Source organism: Jeotgalicoccus sp. FSL K6-3177 (assembly GCF_038050175.1).
Taxonomy (GTDB): Bacteria; Bacillota; Bacilli; order Staphylococcales; family Salinicoccaceae; genus Jeotgalicoccus; species Jeotgalicoccus nanhaiensis.
Genome location: NZ_JBBOSK010000001.1, coordinates 954611 through 978129 on the forward strand (window position 1 = coordinate 954611; position 23519 = coordinate 978129).

A 23519-nucleotide genomic window follows, 5' to 3' on the forward strand; every position below is an offset into this window, starting at 1 on the left:
ACGCGTTTTTCTAGGAAGACAGGCGCAGGATGTGGAATTTTTAACTGGGAGTGTTTTCTAATTGGAAAGCCACGATAAATTAAAGATTTTACTTGAACAGGCAAATATCACTCAGAATAATTATTTGGAAGACGCTGAGCTGTCGCGTGTCGTTGTCGATGATGATGCACGGATCTGGCAGTTTCATCTGACAACATCGCGCATTATACCGAGCGCGCTGTACCAAATGATGAGTGCTAACATAAATAAAGCATTTAAAGACATTGCAAAAACGGAACTGATCATGTCGGCTGCAGAGTTCGATGAACAGCTCGTAACAGACTATTTCCCGCTCGCAGTACACAGTCTTTCTATCAATGACAATATAAAGCACCAGCTGGAAAGAACAGCTAAAAAACTCGATAACGGTGTGCTTTATATCGCGGTTAAGAATTCAATTGAACAGTCGCATTTCAACAGGCATATCAACGGCAACCTGCTGAATGCATATAAGTATTTCGGCATTCATTTAAACGGACTTGAAGTAACGATTGACGATGATCTGCAGTCATCGCTGTCAGAAGCGCTTGAAAATAGAATCAGCGATGAACGGGAGGCACTCATTACCCAGTTTATTTCCGACAGGGAAAAACAGGCGGAGGAGACTGAGCGCAAAGGCAATGTGCCAAAACAAATCGGCAAACCGCAAACCTTTGACGGTGTGCGTCCTTTAGAAAATATTTTTGATGAAGAATACAGTGTCAAAATTGAAGGGCATATTTTTTCAAAAGAAGTACGCGATCTCCGGAGCGGGCGTAAAATCCTGCAGCTGAAATTAACCGACTACACGGATTCGATTATGGCAAAAATGTTTTCCCGTCACGGTAAAAATGATGACGAAGTTTTCGAAGTGCTGGAAGAAGGCGACTGGGTCATTATCGAAGGCCGGGTGGAATACGATGAATTTACGAAAGATATGGTCTTAAATATCCGAAATTTAACGGCGGTTAATAAGAAACCGAAGCGTGATAATGCCGATAAAAAACGCGTGGAGCTTCACCTGCACTCAACGATGAGCCAGATGGACGGCATGACGAGTATTACAGAATATATTAAACGTGCGAAACAGTACGGTCATTCAGCCCTTGCGGTAACGGACCACAACAACGTACAGGCCTTTCCGGATGCCTTTAACGCAACGAGCGGCGACGATGACTTTAAGATGATTTTCGGCATGGAGGGCATGCTGGTCGACGACGGCGCCCCAATTGCTTACAAGCCCCAGGATTACTCTCTTGAAGATCACGAATTTGTGGTCTTTGACGTGGAGACGACGGGACTGTCATCAAAGTATGATTCAATCATCGAGCTTGCCGGAGTTAAAGTGAAAAACGGCGAAGTCATCGATAAATTTGAACGTTTCAGCAACCCCGGAGAAAAGCTGTCGGAACTGATTAAAGAACTAACCGGGATTACCGATGATATGCTGGTCGGCGCACCGGACATCAGTTCTGTTATTACAGACTTTAAAGAGTGGGTCGGCGATGCTATATTCGTTGCGCACAATGCGAGCTTTGACATGGGCTTTATCGATGAAGCATATGAAAAAGAAGGTTTCGGCAAATCGACGAACGGTGTTATCGATACGCTCGAGCTGTCGCGCACAATTAATACCAAGATGAAAAAACACGGCCTGAATATTCTGGCGAAGCAGTACAACGTTGATTTAACTCAGCATCACAGAGCGATTTACGATGCGGAAGCCACCGCTTATATTTTCATTAAAATGATGGCGCAGCTGAAAGCTGATTACGGGATTACGAACCACAAAGATATAAATTCGAGTCTGTCAAACAGCGATTCGTATAAGCGGGCTATGCCGACACATGTCTCTATACTGGTTCAGAACAATACGGGCTTAAAAAACTTATTTAAAATTGTCAGCCTGTCGCTGACCGATCACTTTTACCGGTCTGCACGAATTAAACGCCAGGTGCTGGAAGAACACCGCGAAGGACTCTTAATCGGCAGCGCCTGCGACAACGGTGAAGTTTTTACAGCCATGATGCAGAAATCCTATGAAGAAGCGAGAAATAAAGCGCACTTTTACGATTATCTCGAAGTATTTCCAAAACCCCTTTACCAGCGTCTTTTAGACCGGGAAGTGGTACGCGATGAGGCGACCCTTGAAGAAATTATTGAAAATATTATTAAGCTCGGCAAGGAGCTGGGTAAACCGGTCGTTGCAACCGGCAATGTCCATTACCTTGAAGAGTCCGATAAACTGTCCCGGGACATTTTAGTGAAATCGAATCCGGGTAACCCACTGTCCCGCGGTAATTTACCGGAAGCGCATTTCCGTTCTACAGAAGAAATGCTCGAACTGTTTGATTTTCTCGATGAAGATACTGCCTTTGAAATCGTCGTCGAGAATACGCAGAAAATAGCGAACATGATCGACAAAGTTGAAGTGATTAAGAAAGATCTGTATCCGCCGAAAATTGACGGTGCGGAAGAAGAAATCAGACAGATGAGCTACGACAACGCAAAAGCACTGTATGGCGAAGAGGTGCCGCAAATTGTAGTGGACCGCCTTGAAAAAGAGCTCGAGAGTATTATCGGCAACGGCTTTGCGGTTATTTACCTGATTTCGCACAAGCTCGTTAAGCGCTCGCTTGATGACGGCTATCTGGTAGGTTCACGGGGTTCCGTCGGGTCGAGTTTAGTCGCAACGATGACTGAAATTACCGAAGTCAATCCGCTGCCGCCTCATTATGTCTGTCCCGAGTGTAAAGAGTCGGAGTTCTTTACCGACGGTTCGGTATCGAGCGGTTATGACTTGCCCGATAAAAAATGCAGTAAGTGCGATGTTGATTTAATTAAAGAAGGTCAGGATATTCCCTTTGAAACCTTCCTCGGATTTAAAGGGGATAAGGTGCCTGATATCGACTTAAACTTCAGCGGTGTCTATCAGCCTAAAGCGCATAACTATACGAAAGATTTGTTTGGGGTGGACTACGTTTACCGCGCAGGGACTATCGGCACGGTCGCAGAAAAAACGGCCTTCGGTTACGTTAAAGGTTATCTCAACGATAACGGACTGCATAAGCGGGGGGCTGAGATCGACCGCCTCGTACTCGGCTGTTCCGGCGTTAAACGGACGACGGGCCAGCACCCGGGCGGTATTATCGTTGTGCCGGACAACATGGATATATACGACTTTACTCCGATTCAGTATCCGGCTGATGATGTCGAAGCCGAATGGAAGACGACGCACTTTGACTTCCACTCAATCGATAACAACTTATTAAAACTCGATATACTCGGACACGATGACCCGACGATGATCCGCATGCTGCAGGATTTATCCGGCATCGATCCGACTACAGTGCCGACCGACGACAAGGAAACGATGAAATTGTTCAGCGGCCCTGAATCTCTCGGTGTAACACCGGATCAGATTTTATGTAAAACGGGAACGCTCGGCATTCCGGAATTCGGAACGGGCTTTGTCCGCCAGATGCTGGAAGATACGAAACCATCGACCTTCAGTGAACTCGTTCAGATTTCAGGACTGTCCCACGGAACGGATGTCTGGCTCGGCAACGCCCAGGATTTAATCCGGAAAGGGACGTGCGACCTGTCAAACGTTATCGGCTGCCGGGATGACATTATGGTAACCCTGATGTACAAAGGGCTGGAACCGAGTCTTGCGTTTAACATTATGGAAAAAGTTCGTAAAGGGAAAGGTCTGACTGAAGAGCACGAGCAGGCGATGAAAGATAACGGTGTTGAGAAATGGTACATTGAATCGTGCAAAAAAATTAAATACATGTTCCCTAAAGCTCACGCCGCAGCCTACGTGCTGAACTCGGTCAGAATTGCCTACTTTAAAGTGCATCACCCGCTCTTTTACTATGCGAGCTACTTTACAGTACGGGCAACGGACTTTGATCTTCTGACGATGGTCAAAGATAAAGATACTATCCGCCACCGCGTCAATGAACTGAACCAAAACTTCCAGGAGTTGTCGAAAAAAGAAAAAGATACACTCGTCGTGCTGGAACTGGTCAATGAAATGGCGCAGCGCGGATTTAAAATGCAGCCTGTCAGCGTCGACAAGTCGGACGCCTTCGACTTTATTATTGAAGGCGATACGCTGATTCCGCCGTTTATAGCGGTGCCGGGCCTCGGTGCTTCAGTTGCAAGAAGAATAGTGGAAACACGCGAGGACGAGGGTTTTATCTCTAAAGAAGATTTAAATAAAAAAGCCGGCGTCTCACAGAAACTGATCGATTACCTGACCGAACTCGGGAGTCTCGATCATCTGCCGGACAAAGCCCAGCTGTCAATCTTTGACATCTAGTCTTCTTGCACGGTGTAATTGCTTATGGTATAATATTAGTGATTAAAAATACTCAGTCTGCAGGAGAAGAGCGGGTTCGCCCCGTTCTTCTCTTAGTTTTGAAAGGGGGACTTTGACATGAATGCAACCGAACAGAAAGTATTTACTCATGTCGAGCCAATTGCAAAAGACAACGATTTAAAACTGGTTGAAGTTAACTACGTTAAAGAAGGACCTGACTTTTTCCTTAGAATTTTCCTGGATAAAAAAGGCGGTATTTCACTCGATGATTGTGCAGCGTTCTCGGAAATAATCAGTGCGCAGCTTGACGAATGGGATATTATCGGGGGCGCGTATTATTTAGATGTGTCATCTCCCGGAGCAGAACGTCCGATTAAAGATGAGGAAGATCTCGAGCTTACGCTGAACAAAGGTATTTACGTTAAAACGTATCAGCAGATCGCCGGTGAAAAAGAATGGACAGGTGTACTGACCGCTTACGATGAAAACTCTGTAACGATTGATTACAAAGTAAAAACACGAACAAAAACAATTACAATTGAACGGGACAAAATTGCAACAATAAGAAAAGCCGTCTTATTCTAGAATGGAGGAAAATTGAGTGAATCAGGAACTAATTAATGCAGTTGAATTTATTCATAAAGAAAAAAATATTCCTATGGAAGTGCTGACTGACGCAATTGAAGCAGCACTGATTACTGCATATAAGAAAAACTATACAGACCACAAAAACGTTTCAATCGATTTAAATATGGAGACAGGTGCCTACCATGTAATTTCGCGTAAAGATGTTGTTGCAGAAGTGGAGGATCCGACTGCAGAAATCGATCTCTTAACAGCGCAGAACTATAATCCTGCCTATGAAATCGGTGATCCGTTTGATGAGGATGTAACACCTCAGGACTTTAACCGCGTCGGTGCACAGGCTGCAAAACAAGCAGTAATGCAGCGTATCCGCGATGCTGAACGCGGCATTTTATACGATGAATTTATCAACAAAGAAGACGAAGTGCTGACAGGTTTAATCGACCGTGTCGACCACCGTTTCGTGTATATCCAGCTCGGCAAAACAGACGCGGTGCTTGCTGAATCGGAACGTATGCCGAACGAATCTTATATTCCGAACGAGCGCATTAAAGTGTATGTCAACAAGGTTGAGCAGACGACTAAAGGACCGCAGATTTTCGTCTCGAGAACGCACCCGAATCTCTTGAAACGTTTATTTGAAGAAGAAGTGCCGGAAATTTTTGACGGCACAGTTGAAGTAATGAGTGTGGCGCGTGAAGCGGGCGAACGTTCTAAAATCAGCGTCTACGCTAAAAATACAGATGTCGACGCTGTCGGCTCATGTGTCGGTGCAAGAGGGGCACGTGTGGAAGCCATCGTCGATGAGCTGAACGGTGAAAAAATCGATATCGTCCTCTGGGATGAAGATCCGAAAGTATTCGTCAAAAACGCACTCAGCCCGTCACAGGTTGTCAGTGTAAACGTCGATGAAGAGAACAAGTCTACAGTCGTAGTCGTTCCCGACCATCAGCTGTCTCTGGCAATTGGTAAAAAAGGACAAAACGCACGTCTTGCTGCAAAACTCACTGGCTGGAAGATCGATATTAAAAGCGAATCAGATGCTCTGAATGAGGGCATCAGTAACGACTAGAGGTGAAAATATGGCACGGAAAATTCCGATGCGCAAATGCATCCTGACGAATGAAATGCATCCTAAAGCAGATTTAATCCGCGTCGTTGTAAACAAGGAAGGCGAAGTTGCTGCAGACGCAACCGGCAAGAAAAACGGCCGCGGCAGCTACGTCGTGAAAGATCTCGACCAGGTCAATAATGCCCGCGGTAAAAAAGTGCTTGAAAAAGTACTCGGCAAAACGACCGAAACACTGGACCCGGTCTACGATGAAATTATCCGTCTTATTTACAGAGAGGATATTCCAAAACGATGAACGATAAAATTTTAAATTATATCGGCCTCGCCACCGGCGCAGGAAAAACTGTTACCGGTGAAGAGAAAACCCTTGAAGCTATAAAAAGCGGCAGAACAAAAGTTGTGTTGCTGGCTGCAAATGCGGGTAAAAGTACTGCAAAGAGAATTAAAGACAAATGTGCAAGCTACGATGTCACTGTCATTGACAAGTACACAAACGAAGAGCTGTCTCAGGCGACCGGCACATATAACAGGGTCGTACTGGCAATTACCGACAAGGGATTCGCCAGAAAGATAAAAGAGCTCCTATAGAAGGGATTGGTTCAATGAGTAAAATAAGAATTCATGAATACGCCAAAGAAAAAGGTTTAACAAGCAAGGAAATTATCGATTTTCTGGAATCGAAAAATGTCGAGGTTAAAAGCCATATGTCTTCACTGGAAGACGATGTGCTGAAAGTTCTCGATGCCGAGTTTAACAAGAATGCTAAAGGTGCAGCTCAAAAACCGACCGGTAGTAAACCTACTGCTAAACAAAACAGCAAACAGAACCAGCAGAAAAATAATAACAAGCAAAATCAAAAAAATAAGCAAAACCAGAAAAATTCGAAAAACAAAGCTCCTAAAAACCAGGAAGCCAAAAAAGAGGAGCCGAAAAAGGCTGAACCTGAAAACAAGCATTTCACTTACGAAGAGGGAATTACAGTCGGTGAACTGGCTGAGAAAATCGGCGTAGATTCTTCAGTTATCGTTAAAGACTTATTTATGCTCGGTATCGTGACGAACATTAACCAGTCGCTCGACCAGGATTCGGTTGAAGTCGTAGCAGAAAACTACGGTTTTACTTCTGAGCTTGAGGTATTTGTAGACGATACGGATCTCACGAACTTCTTCGACCTTGAAGAAGAAAACCTCGATGAAGAACGTCCGAGTGTCGTCACAATTATGGGGCACGTTGACCACGGTAAAACTACGCTCTTAGATTCGATCCGCAACACGAAAGTGACTGCAGGTGAGGCGGGCGGTATTACTCAGCATGTCGGCGCTTACCAGATTGAACACGGCGGCAAAAAAATCACTTTCTTAGATACTCCCGGACACGCAGCTTTCACAACTATGCGTGCAAGAGGAGCACAGGTGACGGACATTACTATTCTTGTCGTTGCAGCAGACGACGGAGTAATGCCTCAGACAATCGAAGCGATTAACCACGCGAAAGCGGCAGAAGTGCCGATTATCGTCGCGGTCAACAAAACTGACAAACCGACAGCGAACGCAGACCGCGTTATGACTGAACTCGGTGAGTACGGTCTTTATCCTGAAGCATGGGGCGGGGATACAATTTTCGTTCCGCTGTCTGCACTGACAGGCGAGGGTATCGATGAACTGCTTGAAATGATTACTTTAGTCGGTGAAATGGCTGAACTTAAGACGACGAGCAAGATGGCTGCGATCGGTACGGTAATCGACGCAGAACTCGACAAATCACGCGGACCTGCAGCGAGCCTGCTCGTCCAGCACGGAACGCTTAACGTCGGAGACTCTATCGTAGTCGGCTCGACTTTCGGTAAAGTCCGCGCCATGGTTTCAGACACTGGCCAGCGCATTAAATCTGCAGGCCCGTCGGTACCGGTTGAAATTACAGGTATCAACGATGTGCCTGAAGCAGGCGACCGTTTCGTAGTCTTCGAAGACGATAAAAAAGCGCGTTCCATCGGTGAAGCACGTCACGAAGATAAGATTATGCGCGACAGAGAAGTTAACCAGAAAGTATCGCTCGATAACTTGTTCGAACAGATGAAAGAAGGCGAGATGAAAGATCTCAACATCATCATCAAAGGTGACGCACAAGGTTCGGTTGAGGCCCTTGCTGCTTCACTGATGAAGATCGACGTCGAAGGAGTTAATGTCCGCATCATCCATACAGGTGTCGGTGCAATTAACGAATCAGACGTTACGCTCGCAAACGCTTCAAGCGCGATTATTATCGGCTTTAACGTCCGTCCGGATGTCAATGCGAAACGCGCAGCTGAGCAAAACCAGATCGATATGAGACTCCACCGCATTATTTACAAAGTTATCGAAGAAATCGAATCGGCTATGAAGGGTATGCTTGACCCTGAATACGAAGAGAAAGTTATCGGTAATGTCGAAGTGCGTGAAATCTTTAAAGTATCGAAAGTCGGCACGATTGCGGGAGCTTACGTTACAGACGGCAAGATTACACGTGACAGCGGTGTGCGCGTAATCCGCGACGGTATTGTCGTGTTCGAAGGCGAACTCGATACGCTGAAACGTTTCAAAGACGATGCAAAAGAAGTCACTACAGGTTACGAATGTGGACTGACAATTAAGAACTTCAACGATATCAAAGAGGGCGACCAAATAGAGCCATTCATTATGGTAGAGATTGAGAGGAAATAATTATGTCAACGAGAAATGAACGCATAGCAGAAGAAATTAAAAAAGTGCTTAGCGAAGAAATCCGTACAACAGTAACAGAGAAAGAACCGGACATCGGCATGGTAACTATTACCGAAGTCGAGGTCACAAAAGAAAATGAAACAGCGACCGCTTATTATACGTCGCTGAACAACAACAGAGAATTCGTGCAGGAAACGCTCGATAAGTTCAACGGCCTCTTCAGAAAAGCTGTTGCGACTAACATCCGTCTCCGTAAAGCACCGGAAGTGAAGTTTAAATACGACACTTCCATCGATTACGGACAAAAGATTGAATCGCTCCTGAGCGACATCAAAGAACGCGATGATAAGTAATATAACAAGATAAGCCGCACTCGTTTTCCCCGCCGGGAGCCGGGTGCGGCTTTTTCTTCTTCTACATAAAATAAGCAGGTGAAGATAATGGCAAACAATAATATTCACGGCGTGATTCCAGTCGATAAACCCGCCGGCATGACTTCGCACGATGTCATTTATAAAATGCGCCGCGTGCTCGGGACTAAAAAAGTCGGCCACACAGGCACGCTCGATCCGTCGGTGACAGGGGTGCTCCCGATCGTTATCGGAGATGCGACCAAGCTGACTGAAATTCTCCAGGAACGCGACAAACGCTACAGCGCGACTGTCACACTCGGACGCACAACAGATACAGAAGATGCGACAGGGAAGACACTTGAAACTGAAACAGTTCCTGAAGGCAGCGTAAATAAAAAAGATGTCCTCGCTGTCATAGAACAGTTTAAAGGCGACTACAGCCAGACTGTGCCGCTGTACAGTTCCGTTCGGGTCAACGGCCGGAAATTGTACTGGTACGCGCATGAAGGCATTGAAGTGGAACGCCCCTCGCGGATAGTGCAGATTAAAAATCTGGAACTCACTTCAGACCTCAGCTATGAGGAAGGGACAATATCTTTTGACATTGATGTCACCTGCTCAAAAGGCACTTATATCCGCACGCTCGCAGTCGATATCGGCCGCGCGCTCGGCTATCCTGCACATATGTCCTATCTCCGCCGGACAGGCTCCTGCGGATTTTCAATCGACCAGGCCATTGCGCTCGGCGATTTAAGAGACGGCACGGTAAAAGCAGAGCCGATTCCCATCATCGATATGCTGGATGATATATTGAGATACGACATTCAAGATGAAGATTTATTATTTCAAATCACACACGGGCAAAAAGTAGTAAAAAGTGATATATTAACAATGCTGGGTTTAACTGACCTCGATACTATTTTATTTACCCGCGGTGAGATGCCGCTCGGAATTTACAAAACACATCCCGAAAAACCTGATCAGTTAAAACCATTTAAAATGTTTAATAACTTATGGGGGACTTATGGAAATAATTAAATTGCACTATCCAAACGATGAAGCACTTTCAAACATAGAGCCGTCAGCAGCAGCCCTGGGCTTTTTTGACGGCCTCCATTTAGGACATCTCGATGTCATCAATACGATGAAGGAAATCGCAGCAGAACGCGGTTTAAAGAAAGCGGTCATGACCTTCGACCCGCATCCTTCTGTCGTGCTCGACCCTAAAAAACAGCGTACAACCTACCTGACGCCGTTTGACATTAAAATGAAGAAACTGGAAGAACTCGACATAGACTATGTATTTGTGATTAACTTTTCCAGTGCTTTTGCAGGACTCGATAAAGATTATTTCGTCAAGGAATACATTATCAGCAGCAACATCAAAGAAGTCATTGCAGGATTCGATTATACATACGGCAAAAAAGGCAGCGGTACAGTCGCAGACTTAAAACTGTATGAAGAGTTCAATACGACAGAAGTCGGCAAGCATGAAATGCTGGACAGTAAAGTATCGACGACCCGCATCCGCGAATATCTAGATAACCACGAACTCGATAAGGCCAACGCAGCTTTAGGCCGCGCTTACGATATCGAGGGCATTGTAGTCCAGGGTGAGAAGCGCGGCCGGACAATCGGCTTCCCGACTGCAAACATCGAACCCAACTACCGCTATTTCATGCCGGCAAAAGGTTCATATGCTGTGACGATGACGATTGAAAACGACGACACGCTCTATAAAGGAGTTGCGAGCGTGGGAGTTAAACCGACCTTCCACGACAACGCGCGCCTTACGACGGAAGTTTACATCTTCGACTTCGCCCGCGATATTTACGGAGAAAACGTAACGGTTCACTGGCATTACTTCGTCCGCGATGAAGAAAAATTCGACGGCATCGAACCGCTGATCGCGGCAATCGATTCCGATGCGAAGATTGCGCGCGAGCTGCTCCGAGACCTGTAGGCTGACGTTTTCAAGAGGACCGGTTTTTATCTTGTAAATGAATACTTGATATGAAGCTTAAAAAAGTATATAATATTACGAGTACCGTATCTTGGCATTGTTGAAACTCCGACGCATGCTCGGATATTGGTGTATATAAATTATTAGGAGGAAATTATAATGGCAATTTCACAAGAAAGAAAAACAGAATTAATCGAAGAATACCGCGTACACGAAACTGACACTGGGTCACCAGAAGTTCAAATCGCTGTATTAACAGAAGAAATCAACACATTAAACGATCACCTGCGCACGCACAAGAAAGACCACCACTCAAGACGCGGTCTTCTTAAAATGGTAGGACGCCGCAAGCACCTGCTGACTTACCTGCGCAACAAAGACGTAGTAAGATACCGCGACTTAATCGCTAAACTTGGACTACGCCGTTAATCTATAAACTTTCGATCCGCCCCTCTGTAGAGGAGCGGATTTTTTTGTTTTTTGCTGATTATGATGCGCAGTTTTTCAATTTTTGCATTTACCTCGGATATTGGTAGGAAACTCCGAAATTTCATCTATATTTATAGTGAGGAGTATTCTTAAAAAGGAGAGGTTAAATGTTTTTAAACAGCAGAAAAATACCGGCGGAACTTTTACATTATAGAGCTTTGCAGAAGAGACGTCATTTGAATGCTGCCGAAGACCGTCAGCTTAAAATATATAGAAGCGGTTATGAGGGCGAATGCTTATACGATAAAATTTTTGATGAAATAGGACACAGCAATCTTTATATTTTTAGAGATGTTTATCTTGCTGCAGGAAAAACGGGAGCTCAGTATGACAGTCTGGTTATTGCGGGAGATGCTGTTGTTGTCAATGAAATTAAAAATTACCGGGGAGAATACTATTATAAAAACGGCAGATTTTCGAGGAATAATGAAGTAATTCCCGATAATCCATTTTCACAAGTCGACCGGGCAGTCGGGAAATTATACCGCATCTGCAGAAATTATAATGTCACTGTTGAGATAACGGGTAAGGTGATATTCCCAAATGATGACTTCAGACTGTATTCAGAGGATAACTCAATTTGGAAGAATGTCGTCATCCGTATGGATCTGAAGAAATACTTTCGTGAGTTTAAAGAGAGCTGTAATACCGAGAAGGCGGATAAACTTGTATCATTAATTCGTGCACATATAACAGAAAATCCATATTTTAACGGGAGCCTAGATGCCGGTCAAATCCGAATGGGAATTTATTGCGGGGAATGCGGAAGTTTTAATCTAGAAAAGGGGCGTTTCCAGTTAACTTGCGCTGAGTGCGGTACAATAGAAAGTAACGAAACGCATCTGCTTCGCGCTATGAGCGACCATAAGTTCCTGTTTTATAATCAGCCGATGACGAAACGGTCGCTGCTGAGACTAATAGATTATCAGCTGCATGGTAGGACAGTACTTCGTTCACTTCAGAGGCATTGTGATGTAATTAAAAAAGGAAGGCAGACATCGTATGAGTTCAGATATTATGATGTCAATGCAGCCTTGAAAGAAACGAAGAAAGTACAGAGGTATAAGGATAAGCCTGGCAACAAGATAAAAGAGCAGCGAGACTATAGTGCTGAGTGACAATAATGAGCGGAATTCATAGTCACGCAGTGCCGTCTTGGTGACAATGAGGGGATTTCATAGTCGCGCAGCGCCGTCCTAGTGACAATGAGCGGAATTCATAGTCACGTAGTGCCGTCATAGTGACAATGAGCGGAATTCATAGTCACGTAGCGCCGTCCTAGTGACAATGAGCGGATTTCATAGTCACGCAGCGCCGTCCGAGTGACAATGAGCGGAATTCATAGTCACGCAGCGGCGTCAAAGTGACAATGAGCAGATTTCATAGTCGCGCAGCGCCGTCCTGGTGACAATGAGCAGATTTCATAGTCGCGCAGCGCCGCCATAGTGACAATGAGCACCTCACATAGTCACGCAACCCCCGCCAGCGCTCTAAAACCCGACACCTTTTTATATATATATTTCACAGCAAAAATGATATGATAATTATAAGTGCCAAAGCTAAGGAGAGAAAACAAATTATGAATGAACAGACTAAACAAGTGTTTGAAACTGAGTGGGGCGGCCGCCCGCTTATTATAGAGTACGGAGAGATGGCTAAGCAGGCGAGCGGTTCTGTACTTGTACGTTACGGCGATACAGTAGTGCTCTCTACAGCGACAGGATCGAAAGAACCGAAAAATATCGGTTTTTTCCCGTTAACAGTAGCTTACGAGGAGAAAATGTACGCAGCGGGGAAAATTCCCGGCGGCTTCAACAAGCGTGAAGGGCGTCCGAGTGAAGATGCGACGCTTACGAGCCGTTTAATCGACAGACCGATTCGTCCCCTGTTCCCGGACGGCTACCGTCACGACGTACAGGTAATGTCTATAGTGCTTTCTGTAGATAATGATGCATCTCCGCAAATGGCAGCAATGCTCGGATCTTCAATGGCGCTTAGCGTCTCGGATATTCCTTTTGACGGCCCGATTGCGGGTGTTACTGTCGGCTTAATCGACGGGGAGTTTATCATCAATCCGACAGTGGAGCAGCAGGAGAAATCGGAACTTGAACTCCAGGTTGCGGGGACTTACGACGCAGTAAACATGGTGGAAGCAGCGGCACAGGAAATTCCTGAAGATATTATGTTAAAAGCGATTCTTTTCGGTCACGAAAACATTAAGGAGCTTGTCCAGTTCCAGAACGATGCACTTGCTGAAATTAAACCTGTTAAACGCGAAGGTGAAATTGAGCAGATCGACGAGGACTTCCGCGCACAGATTACAGCTCAGGCTGAAAGCATGGACCTGTATGCTAAAATTCAGGAGAACGACAAGCAGACACGCGAAGAAAATATTTCTTCAGTTAAGCAGGGTATTATCGCCGGTCTCGACGAAGACGCTGAAGATTACGACGCACTCGCAGCAGATGCATCGACTATTTTCGACGACCTTGTTAAAGCTGAAGTCCGCCGTCTAATCACAGACGATAAAATCCGTCCTGACGGCCGTGAACCGGCAGAAATCCGCCCCTTAAATTCACAGGTGGGACTGCTTCCGCGCACGCACGGTTCAGCTTTATTTACACGCGGACAGACTCAGGCGCTGTCTGTTGCAACACTCGGCGGGCTCGGCGAGCACCAGATTATCGACGGTCTCGGCACAGAAGACAACAAACGCTATATGCACCACTATAACTTCCCGAATTTCTCTGTCGGCGAAACAGGTCCAATCCGCGGACCGGGCCGCCGCGAAATCGGTCACGGAGCACTCGGGGAACGTGCGCTGTTGCAGGTTATCCCGAATGAAACGGACTTCCCGTACACGATTCGCGTCGTGTCTGAAGTACTTGAATCGAACGGTTCTTCTTCACAGGCATCGATCTGCGGTTCGACATTAGCCTTAATGGATGCAGGTGTGCCGATTAAAGCACCGGTAGCGGGCATTGCTATGGGTCTTGTTAAGAAAGATGAAAATTACACAATTCTGTCTGATATTCAGGGCATGGAAGATGCACTTGGAGATATGGACTTTAAAGTTGCGGGAACTCCGAAAGGAATTACTGCGATTCAGATGGATATTAAAATCGACGGTTTAGATGAAGCGATTTTACAGGAAGCGCTTGAGCAGGCACGCATCGGCCGCCTGCACATTTTAGATAATATGCTTGCAACAATCAACGCGCCGCGCACTGAACTATCAGCACACGCGCCGAAAGTTGAAGTTATGCATATTAAACCTGCTAAAATCCGCGACGTTATTGGACCGGGCGGTAAGAAAATTAATGAAATTATCGACGCGACAGGTGTTAAACTGGATATCGAACAGGATGGTACTGTCTACATCGGTTCGAGCGACCAGGAAGCAATTAAAGAAGCGCGTAAAATTATCGAAGATATTACACGTGAAGCGGTTGTCGGCGAAATTTATAACGGCGAAGTGCGCCGCATCGAGAAATTCGGCGCCTTTGTTCAGCTTTTCCCGGGCAAGGATGCACTCGTGCATATTTCCCAGCTCGACAATACACGTGTCAACAAGGTTGAAGATGTCGTTAAAATAGGCGATAAAATCCTCGTTAAAGTAACGAATATCGATAACCAGGGACGCGTTAACGCATCGCGCAAAGAATTACTGGAAACAGACAAAGAGAAAAAAGAAGACTAAAATAACTGCCGGATATTAACAAAGGAGGACATCAATGTGAAGAAAGAAAGTAAAAAAGCACATGTGAAAATCGTTCCTCTCGGCGGCGTTGGCGAGATTGCAAAAAACATGTATGTCGTTGAAGTTGACGACGATATGTTTATTCTCGATGCAGGTCTAATGTTCCCGGAAGATGAAATGCTGGGTATCGACATTGTCATACCCGATATTTCATACGTTCTCGAGAACAAAGATCGCCTGAAAGCGATTTTTGTTACACACGGACATGAAGACTCAATCGGTGCAATTCCTTACATTATTCAAGAATTAAACGTACCTGTTTACGGCTCCCGTTTAACCCTTGCTTTAATTAAAGAACGTCTGAAAGAGAAGAACGTTAAAAAGAAAGTTAAGTTTTATGCAATCAACAATGAATCTGTTATGAAGTTCGGCGATACGAACGTGGAGTTTTTCGAAACATCCCACAGTATCCCGGATTCATACGGCATCAGCATGAATACACCTTACGGTGCAGTCGTCTACACCGGAGAATTTAAATTCGACCAGAGCTTAAAAGGCAACTACGACTACAATATGGCGAAGATGTATTCACTCGCCGAGAAGAATAAAACGCTCGCGCTGATCAGCGATTCGACAGAAGCTGAGAAACCGGGCTACAACGTGGCGGAGAATTTAATCGAAGACCACATTTTAGACGCCTTCCAGAAGTCTAAAAACCGCATTATCGTATCATGCTACGCGTCGAACTTCGTACGCATCCAGCAGGTGCTGACCAATGCTGCGAAAGTAAACCGCAAAGTGTCGTTCCTCGGACGCACGCTTGAATCATCATTTAAAGTAGCGAGAAAGCTCGGATATTTCGATATTCCGGACGGTCTGCTTCTGCCGAGTCATGAAATTAAAGACTACCCGGACAATGAAGTTGTTATTATCGCTACAGGTTCACAGGGTGAACCGATCGAAGCGCTCGGCAAAATGTCGCGCGGCCAGCACGAAGTAACAAATATTAAAGAAGGCGACGAAGTGTATATTTTAACGACGCCTTCATCGAACATGGAAGTTGTCCTGTACACGACGCTTAACGAACTCGTTAAGGCCGGTGCTGTAATCAACACACCGTCGAAAAATATTCACGCTTCAGGCCACGGACTTGCAGAAGAGCTTAAAATGATGCTGAATATCTTTAAACCGGAATACTTTATTCCTGTTCAGGGTGAATTTAAAAGCCAGATTGCGCACGCGCGTCTCGCATCTGAAACAGGTGTGAAGGCAGAAAATATTTTCCTGCTTGAAAAAGGGGACGTTGTTCAGTATGACGGCGAGAAGATGTTCAGTACCGAAAAAGTCGAAGCAGGCAACGTCCTGATTGACGGCAGCGGTGTCGGCGATGTCGGCAACATTGTGCTGCGGGACCGCAGACTGCTCTCTGAAGACGGGATCTTTATCGCGGTTGTTACTATTAACCGTGAGACGAGATCAATTACGGCAGGACCTGAAATTCAATCCCGCGGATTCGTCTACGTGAAAGAATCGGAAGCGCTGATAAAAGAAGCATCCGAGCACGTCAGAGGTATTGTCGAAGACAATATCAGTGCGGGCAAAATTGAATGGAGTGTCTTAAAACAAAATATCAGAGATGACCTTGGCAAATTCCTATACGATGAAACGAAGCGTCGTCCGATGATTATTCCAATCATTTCTGAAATATAATAGAGTGTAAACCGGCGGAGATATTAGGATAACCTTATATCTCCGTTGTTATAATTAAAAAGTGAAAATGAAGGTGGTAAAAGATGGCGACTAAACGAAAGCGCACTGCGAAAAAGAAAAACAATGATAAGAAAACGTATTATGCGAGTTTTGCTTTAATCATTATTATTTTACTTATCATTACAGTATTCCAGCTGGGCCTCGTCGGGGAATATACCGATGCAGTGTTTAATTTTCTTTTTGGCACAAGCCGCTACTTTACATACCTCGTGTTATTGCTCGCGAGTTTCTATTTGGCGACACATTTAAAATTCCCGTTTACAAAACGCATGCTCGGCTATTTAATGATGCAGTTTGGCCTCTTGTTCCTGCTGCACTCGATCTTGTATTTATCGGACCGTCCGAGAACAGACAATTATTTCAGTTTTAACGATATGCTCGTCATGACGAGAGAGCCGGGTTTTGACTTTACCGGCGGCGGTATTATCGGCCAGACCTTATTCAATTTTTCAGCGACTAGCATCAGCTTCTTCGGGACGCTCTTAATCGGCTTAATCTTCATTTATATGAGTATTATTATCGTCCGTCACAAGAGCATTGAGGAGTCGCTCCGGAATGACTTTAATTTTGTTATCCGGGGACTGACTGCCATCGGCGCTGGAATCGTCAGCCTGTTTGAAAGACTGGCTGAATGGTTCCAGAACCGTCCGAAGAAAGAAAAAGAAGTCAAAAAGAAACCGGCATCAAAACCAAAAGCAAAATCAGAACCGATTATTGAAACGCCGGCCGAAGACAGCCCGCTTGAAAAGCGTACCGACAAAAAACGGAAGGCGCGCTTCAGTAAGAAAGATGAGCCTGAAACAGATTCACTCTTAGAAGAAGCCGACGAATATGTTGAACCGGAAGTCTACGATTCGGAAATTCTGATGGAAGAATATAAAGATATAGAGGCGCCTGAAGATACGACCGCAAAAGATCACGCGCTTGAGATAGAAAAAGAAGTTGCTGAGAAAAAAGAACTTGAATACGACACGCCGGATGATGATGGTGCAGTTGATATTCCTGAAGGCGAGGCAGCTGACAGTGAATTCGAAGAGTTCGATGATAAAGAACTCAAGCAGCTTATCGAGTACAAGCTGCCGTCGATTGACCTGCTCAACGATGCAGAACCGGGCGAGAAAGTTAGCAACAAGGAAGTCATCCAGCAGGGGCGTATTCTGGAAGAAACGCTCAAGAACTTTAATGTCAATGCGAAAGTGTCTAAAATCCGCATCGGTCCTGCTGTAACGCAGTTTGAAATTCAGCCTGACGTCGGAGTGAAAGTATCTAAAATCATCAATCTTCAAAACGATATTGCGCTCAGTTTAGCTGCAAAAGATATCCGCATTGAAGCGCCGATACCGGGCAAATCAGCAGTCGGCATCGAAGTGCCGAATTCAGTTGTCAGCATGGTTACGCTGCGCGAAGTGATTAAACGGAAGTCATCGGACAATCCGCTTGAAGTCGCACTCGGTAAAGATATTTCCGGTGCGCCGATAATGGCTGAACTCAATAAGATGCCTCACCTGCTCGTCGCAGGATCAACAGGAAGCGGTAAGTCGGTATGTATTAACGGCATTATCGTCAGCATTCTCTTAAATGCGAAACCGCACGAAGTTAAAATGATGATGATCGACCCGAAAATGGTTGAGCTGAACGTCTATAACGGTATTCCGCATCTGTTAGCGCCGGTGGTTACGAATCCGCAGAAAGCAAGTGATGCCTTAAACCGCATCGTAAGTGAAATGGAAAGAAGATACGACCTCTTCAGTGCATCGCATACGAGAAATATCGAAGCTTACAACCAGTATCTGGAACGCCAGGCGGAGGATCCTGAGAAAGTGCAGAAACTGCCTTACATCGTCGTTATCGTCGATGAGCTCGCGGACTTAATGATGGTGGCTTCAAAGGATGTGGAAGCGTCGATTACGCGTATTGCACAGATGGCGCGGGCAGCGGGTATTCATTTAATTATCGCCACCCAGCGTCCGTCTGTCGATGTTATTACGGGTATTATTAAAGCGAATATTCCGTCGAGAATTGCCTTCAGTGTAAGTTCTCAGACGGACTCACGGACAATTATTGATTCGATGGGTGCAGAAAAACTGCTCGGACGCGGGGACATGCTGTTCCTGCCGTCCGGCCGTTCGAAGCCGATCCGCGTCCAGGGTGCTTTCCTCGATGATGATGAAGTGACGGATATCGTGAAGTTTATTACAGATCAGATGAAAGCAAATTATGAGAAATCAGTTATAATGAATCAGAAGGAGACAGTAAGTGCGCCGGTTGAATCGGAAGATGAACTTTATCCGGATGCAAAATGGTTTGTAATCGAAGAACAGCGCGCGTCGGCAAGTCTTCTGCAGCGCCAGTTCAGAGTCGGCTACAACCGTGCAGCGCGTCTCGTCGATGATTTGGAAGCGAACGGGGTGATCGGACCCGCGAGCGGCTCCAAGCCGCGCAGTGTCCTGATTGAAAACCATGAAGATTAGTTAGGAGTTTTTTTAATGCAGGGTGTAGACAAAAGAGTCATTAATAATGTGCCAATTGTAAAAATATATACAGAAAAATTTAAAACAGTCGTCGTGAGCGTCTATTTCAGAACGCCGCTCACGGGCGGCAGTGTGACTGTACGCAGTCTGCTCAGCCGCATGATGATTAAACAGACAGAAAAATTTACGTCAAATGCAGTGCTGCTTGAATATCTGGCAGAACATTACGGTGCGCATTTAACATCGAATGTTGTCAAAAAAGGCAGCGATCATATCGTTAAATTCTCAATTGAATTCGTCAATGATAAATTCATTATGGAAGATATCGACATGCTGAATGATATTACAGAACTCTTAAAAGACGTATTGCATACGCCGTTTAATTACGATGACTCGGATGAAGCATTTTTTGAGCGTGAAAAGCGCCTGATGACGAACCGCCTGAAGAGCATGCGCGATAATCATTCGCAGCGCGCCTTTGAAATGCTGCTCGAAACGATGTTTGAAACAGAAGATTATAAACACTTATCGTTCGGTGATTTAGACGATTTAGAGCGTTTAACTCTTGACGATGTGAAGGACGCCCACAGGAGCATGATGACAGAGGATGATATGTCTATCCTCGTTGCGGGCAAGGTAGAAGATAAGGTATTTGATTACCTATCACGCCTGCACAGTCATGAGGAGACGAAAATGTATCCGTATAAAGGCTATACGGTACGGGGTGTTCCCGAAGTGAAATATAAAACAGCACATGAGCGGATTGAGCAGGCGAAAGTGAACCTCGGTTTCCGTGTGCAGTATTCAGAGCCCGGAGATGTCATGGCGCTGAATGTCTTTAATCAGCTGTTCGGCGGCAGTGCGGCATCTCTTCTCTTTACGAATATCCGCGAAAAAATGAGCCTGGCATATTCGATTCATTCACAGGTCGATGTAAAAAACGGCTACTTGTTTGTGCTGGCGGGTGTGGACAATGGCAATATTCAAGTGTTTGAAGATGCAGTGAAGCGAGAACTTAAGCGTGTCACCGACGGTGACTTTGAAGCATCCTTTGTCGAAGAAATTAAACGGAATATGCTGTCCAGCCGAAAGGAATCGATGGACAAGCCGCGCGGTTTAATTTCCTTAAACTACAACACGCTCTTAAAAGAACAGTCTGTAACAGCACTGGTGAAGAGCTGGACTGAACAGCTTGAAGCGATTACGAAAGAGGATGTCATCGGAATCGCAGAAAAAATTAAACTCGATACAGTATTTACGCTGAAAGGCGGTATAGACAATGACCAATAAATATACAACAGTCCGCTATGACCACCTGGATGAAGTCGTTCATAAACAGGTGATGGATAACGGCCTTGAGGTATTTATCATCGATAAAAAAGGCTACAATAAAAAATTTGCCACCTACACGGCAAAGTACGGTTCTGTGGACAATCACTTTAAAGCTCACGGCGAAGTCCACAATGTGCCGGACGGCATTGCGCACTTTTTAGAGCATAAAATGTTCGATAAAAAAGCGGGCGACGTCTTCAACAAGTTTTCTGAAATGGGTGCGAGTGCGAACGCCTTTACATCGATTGACAGAACGAGCTACCTGTTCAGCACGACGGAAAACTTCTTTGAAAATCTCCAGCTTTTAATGGATATGGTGGAAATACCGTACTTTACTCCTGAAAAAGTAGAGAAGGAAATCGGCATTATCAATGAAGAAATTAAAATGTACCAGGATAATCCAGGCTACCGCCTCTACCACGAAACGCTGAACGCTATGTACGAAAATTCACCGGTCGCTATCGACATTGCGGGGACGCTTGAGTCGATTTCGGAAATTACGACGGAGCATCTGTACTTATGCCATAAGACGTTCTATGCGCCGGATAATATGGTAATGATTTTAGCGGGCGACTTTAATATAGAAGAAACTTTCGCGTATATAGAAGCGCATCAGAATTCACGGCCGGACTTCGAGCCGTCGGATATCGAACGTTTTATACCGAAAGAGCCTTACGCGGTTAAAACTAAAGAGAAAGTAATGGAGCTTGCGGTATCGACACCTAAAGTGATGCTCGGCTTTAAAACACTGCCGGATGACAGTGACAATGCGGTCCGGGAGCGCCGGGATGCAGCGATGCTCTTTGCACTCGATATGGTCTTCGGTGAACAGTCGCCGTATTACGAAGATCTTCTTGAACGAGGCATCGTCGATGATTCATTTAACTTCGCCTATCAGGAAGAAGAAATGGTGAGGCATACGCTGATGGCAGCTGAAACGGATGATTATGAAACGTTTACGGCGGAAATCGTGCGTATTATCGACGAAGTTAAAACGACTGACTTCTTTTCTGAAAAACGTCTTCAGAGCCAGAAACGCGAGCTCATGGGAGATTACTTAACGAGCCTAAACTCCCCTGAGTATATTGCCAACCAGTTTACGAAATATTATTTCGACGGCTATGATTTATATAACGTGCCGAAAGTAATTGACAGTATTACACTGGAAGATATTAAAAACTACTTTAACAGTTCAATCGACACGAAAAACATGGTCGAAGTGATTGTGAAAGCTTATGAATAATGTCGTTTTAGTCGGTGCAACGGGTGATATCGGAAAATGTATTCATGAGTGTTTAAAAAATGATAAAATTATTACATTCTCACACAAAAACACACCGGAATTTGACAGTACGCACCACTATCTCGATTTGTCACAGCCTTTTTCAGAAAATGAACTTGCAGGCTGCTTCAGCGGTGTGGAAACAGTCGACACACTGATTTTTACACCGGGTGAAGCGCTGTTTGAATTAATACAGGATACGACTTTAGAACAGGTCGACGGCCAGTACAACGTCAGCGTGAGGGCACTGATTACTTTTATCAAGGTGCTGCTGCCGAAGCTGAGACAAAGCCGTCGTGCGAGCATTATCGTAATCTCAAGTGTCTGGGGCACTTACGGTGCGAGCATGGAAAGCATCTACAGCACCTTTAAAGGGGCCCAGGAAACACTGGTCAAATCGCTCGCCAAGGAACTCGCGCCGTCGAATATTACAGTTAATGCTGTAGCACCCGGTGTCGTCCGTGGTAAAATGACCTTAAAGCTGTCTGAAGAAGACATCGCAATGATGCTGGAAGACCTTCCGCAAGGGCGTTTAATCGAACCACGGGAGGTCGCTTCGGCGGCGGAATACTTGCTGTCAGATAATGCGCGAAGCATTACTGGAGAAGTTTTGAAAATTAACGGGGGATGGTATACGTGAATACTGAGAAACCTAATTTTTATCCGGAACGCGACGAAGAAGTTTATTTGGAATATAAAAACCTCGATGACCGTCCGGGGCTCCTCGGTGATATTTTGAGTCTGATGGGAAATATCGGTCTCAGCATTAAAACGATTAACGGTGTTGAAGTCTCGCAGCGCGCCCTGCTGCTCCGTACCGATAATTTGTGGAAGCTGGAACGTTTTAAATGGATCTGTCGACATGTCGATGAAATTGAAGTCGGCAAAATGCGGACGCCGACCATTACGGACCGGCTGACGCTCCGTCACGGCAGATTTATAAAGCGGGCGGAGGAAAACAAAAATATTTTCAGGTTTACACGTGCTGAAATCAGTGTCGTTGTAGACTTCCTTGCTATTCTGTTCGATATCGATGAAACTTTTTTAATCGGTGTACGCGGCATGCCGCGGGTCGGGAAGACAGAGTCGGTCGTTGCCGGCAGTGTATCGGCCGGCGACAAATGGCTGTTTTTATCATCGACCATGTTAAAACAGACCGAGCGCACGAGTCTCCACAAACAGGAATTCGATAAAGGCAATGTTTACATTATAGACGGTGCGGTAACATCGAAATCGACAAATACGGATCATAAGCGTCTCGTGAACCAGGTACTTAACTACGACGGTACAACAGTAGTGGAACATCCGGACCTGCTGATCGATGATCCATTCTTTAAATTAAAGCAGGAAGACTTTGATTATATTATCGAAATCCGAGAACACGAAGATCAGGAAATCACTTATGAAAAACATAAGAAACGTCACTGGTTCGAAAGTGACAATATGGACTTTTTCTAA

The 23519-nt window shown here is 45.3% G+C and carries 18 protein-coding genes; all 18 read left to right on the plus strand.

Translation table 11 applies throughout. The features are described from left to right. The first annotated feature begins 61 nt into the window (after positions 1 to 61). The 18 genes from MHH58_RS04830 (at position 62) to MHH58_RS04915 (ending at position 23519) form a co-directional block, all read left to right on the plus strand. Positions 62 to 4345, plus strand: coding sequence for a PolC-type DNA polymerase III (locus MHH58_RS04830; protein ID WP_135095643.1), 4284 nt, complete (start codon positions 62 to 64; stop codon positions 4343 to 4345). A gap of 117 nt (positions 4346 to 4462) precedes the next feature. Continuing rightward, positions 4463 to 4930 (plus strand): ribosome maturation factor RimP, encoded by a 468-nt coding sequence (gene rimP / locus MHH58_RS04835; RefSeq protein ID WP_115885794.1) that lies wholly within the window; start codon positions 4463 to 4465, stop codon positions 4928 to 4930. A 16-nt stretch (positions 4931 to 4946) separates the two neighbouring features. Beyond that, positions 4947 to 6002, plus strand: a complete 1056-nt coding sequence (gene nusA, locus MHH58_RS04840; RefSeq protein WP_115885795.1) for a transcription termination factor NusA — start codon at positions 4947 to 4949, stop codon at positions 6000 to 6002. 10 nt (positions 6003 to 6012) lie between these two features. Further along, complete coding sequence (gene rnpM, locus MHH58_RS04845; protein WP_341345172.1) at positions 6013 to 6297, plus strand: RNase P modulator RnpM; 285 nt, start codon at positions 6013 to 6015, stop codon at positions 6295 to 6297. Continuing rightward, positions 6294 to 6590, plus strand: coding sequence for a L7Ae/L30e/S12e/Gadd45 family ribosomal protein (locus MHH58_RS04850; protein WP_341345173.1), 297 nt, complete (start codon positions 6294 to 6296; stop codon positions 6588 to 6590). The genes rnpM and MHH58_RS04850 overlap by 4 nt, the downstream gene beginning before the upstream one ends. A 14-nt stretch (positions 6591 to 6604) precedes the next feature. Beyond that, positions 6605 to 8701, plus strand: a complete 2097-nt coding sequence (infB, locus tag MHH58_RS04855; protein WP_341345174.1) for a translation initiation factor IF-2 — start codon at positions 6605 to 6607, stop codon at positions 8699 to 8701. Positions 8702 to 8703: 2 nt separating this feature from the next. Continuing rightward, positions 8704 to 9054 (plus strand): 30S ribosome-binding factor RbfA, encoded by a 351-nt coding sequence (rbfA, locus tag MHH58_RS04860; RefSeq protein ID WP_135095639.1) that lies wholly within the window; start codon positions 8704 to 8706, stop codon positions 9052 to 9054. An 87-nt stretch (positions 9055 to 9141) separates the two neighbouring features. Next, positions 9142 to 10092 carry a tRNA pseudouridine(55) synthase TruB gene (truB, locus tag MHH58_RS04865; RefSeq protein ID WP_341345175.1) on the plus strand — a complete coding sequence of 317 codons (951 nt, stop codon included), beginning with the start codon at positions 9142 to 9144 and terminating at the stop codon, positions 10090 to 10092. Next, positions 10079 to 11017: a riboflavin biosynthesis protein RibF gene (gene ribF / locus MHH58_RS04870; protein WP_135095635.1), complete on the plus strand. Its 939-nt coding sequence runs from the start codon at positions 10079 to 10081 to the stop codon at positions 11015 to 11017. Before truB ends, ribF begins: the two co-directional genes overlap by 14 nt. 159 nt (positions 11018 to 11176) lie before the next feature. Then, on the plus strand, positions 11177 to 11446 hold the full coding sequence (gene rpsO / locus MHH58_RS04875; RefSeq protein WP_115885802.1) for a 30S ribosomal protein S15: 270 nt from the start codon (positions 11177 to 11179) through the stop codon (positions 11444 to 11446). A gap of 167 nt (positions 11447 to 11613) precedes the next feature. Continuing rightward, on the plus strand, positions 11614 to 12624 hold the full coding sequence (locus MHH58_RS04880) for a nuclease-related domain-containing protein (protein ID WP_341345176.1): 1011 nt from the start codon (positions 11614 to 11616) through the stop codon (positions 12622 to 12624). 461 nt (positions 12625 to 13085) lie between these two features. Further along, a complete protein-coding gene (gene pnp, locus MHH58_RS04885; protein WP_341345177.1) occupies positions 13086 to 15206 on the plus strand; it encodes a polyribonucleotide nucleotidyltransferase in 2121 nt (706 codons plus the stop codon). A 30-nt stretch (positions 15207 to 15236) separates the two neighbouring features. Next, positions 15237 to 16916, plus strand: coding sequence for a ribonuclease J (locus MHH58_RS04890; protein ID WP_135095629.1), 1680 nt, complete (start codon positions 15237 to 15239; stop codon positions 16914 to 16916). A gap of 83 nt (positions 16917 to 16999) precedes the next feature. After that, positions 17000 to 19447 carry an FtsK/SpoIIIE family DNA translocase gene (locus MHH58_RS04895; protein ID WP_341345178.1) on the plus strand — a complete coding sequence of 816 codons (2448 nt, stop codon included), beginning with the start codon at positions 17000 to 17002 and terminating at the stop codon, positions 19445 to 19447. Positions 19448 to 19462: 15 nt separating this feature from the next. Next, the gene (gene yfmF / locus MHH58_RS04900) at positions 19463 to 20737 is read left to right on the plus strand and encodes an EF-P 5-aminopentanol modification-associated protein YfmF (protein WP_341345179.1); all 1275 of its coding nucleotides are present in this window, start codon (positions 19463 to 19465) and stop codon (positions 20735 to 20737) included. Further along, positions 20727 to 22022, plus strand: coding sequence for an EF-P 5-aminopentanol modification-associated protein YfmH (gene yfmH, locus MHH58_RS04905; RefSeq protein WP_341345180.1), 1296 nt, complete (start codon positions 20727 to 20729; stop codon positions 22020 to 22022). Before yfmF ends, yfmH begins: the two co-directional genes overlap by 11 nt. Then, positions 22015 to 22701 carry an SDR family oxidoreductase gene (locus MHH58_RS04910; protein ID WP_341345181.1) on the plus strand — a complete coding sequence of 229 codons (687 nt, stop codon included), beginning with the start codon at positions 22015 to 22017 and terminating at the stop codon, positions 22699 to 22701. Before yfmH ends, MHH58_RS04910 begins: the two co-directional genes overlap by 8 nt. Continuing rightward, positions 22698 to 23519 carry a DUF3388 domain-containing protein gene (locus MHH58_RS04915; protein WP_341345182.1) on the plus strand — a complete coding sequence of 274 codons (822 nt, stop codon included), beginning with the start codon at positions 22698 to 22700 and terminating at the stop codon, positions 23517 to 23519. The genes MHH58_RS04910 and MHH58_RS04915 overlap by 4 nt, the downstream gene beginning before the upstream one ends.

Bases quoted from the DNA above. Each gene is read 5' to 3' on its own strand.
- rimP (WP_115885794.1), top strand. From the start codon at position 4,463: ATGAATGCAACCGAACAGAAAGTATTTACTCATGTCGAGCCAATTGCA.
- rnpM (WP_341345172.1), top strand. From the start codon at position 6,013: ATGGCACGGAAAATTCCGATGCGCAAATGCATCCTGACGAATGAAATG.
- MHH58_RS04850 (WP_341345173.1), top strand. From the start codon at position 6,294: ATGAACGATAAAATTTTAAATTATATCGGCCTCGCCACCGGCGCAGGA.
- infB (WP_341345174.1), top strand. From the start codon at position 6,605: ATGAGTAAAATAAGAATTCATGAATACGCCAAAGAAAAAGGTTTAACA.
- rbfA (WP_135095639.1), top strand. From the start codon at position 8,704: ATGTCAACGAGAAATGAACGCATAGCAGAAGAAATTAAAAAAGTGCTT.
- truB (WP_341345175.1), top strand. From the start codon at position 9,142: ATGGCAAACAATAATATTCACGGCGTGATTCCAGTCGATAAACCCGCC.
- ribF (WP_135095635.1), top strand. From the start codon at position 10,079: ATGGAAATAATTAAATTGCACTATCCAAACGATGAAGCACTTTCAAAC.
- rpsO (WP_115885802.1), top strand. From the start codon at position 11,177: ATGGCAATTTCACAAGAAAGAAAAACAGAATTAATCGAAGAATACCGC.
- MHH58_RS04880 (WP_341345176.1), top strand. From the start codon at position 11,614: ATGTTTTTAAACAGCAGAAAAATACCGGCGGAACTTTTACATTATAGA.
- pnp (WP_341345177.1), top strand. From the start codon at position 13,086: ATGAATGAACAGACTAAACAAGTGTTTGAAACTGAGTGGGGCGGCCGC.
- MHH58_RS04895 (WP_341345178.1), top strand. From the start codon at position 17,000: ATGGCGACTAAACGAAAGCGCACTGCGAAAAAGAAAAACAATGATAAG.
- yfmF (WP_341345179.1), top strand. From the start codon at position 19,463: ATGCAGGGTGTAGACAAAAGAGTCATTAATAATGTGCCAATTGTAAAA.
- yfmH (WP_341345180.1), top strand. From the start codon at position 20,727: ATGACCAATAAATATACAACAGTCCGCTATGACCACCTGGATGAAGTC.
- MHH58_RS04910 (WP_341345181.1), top strand. From the start codon at position 22,015: ATGAATAATGTCGTTTTAGTCGGTGCAACGGGTGATATCGGAAAATGT.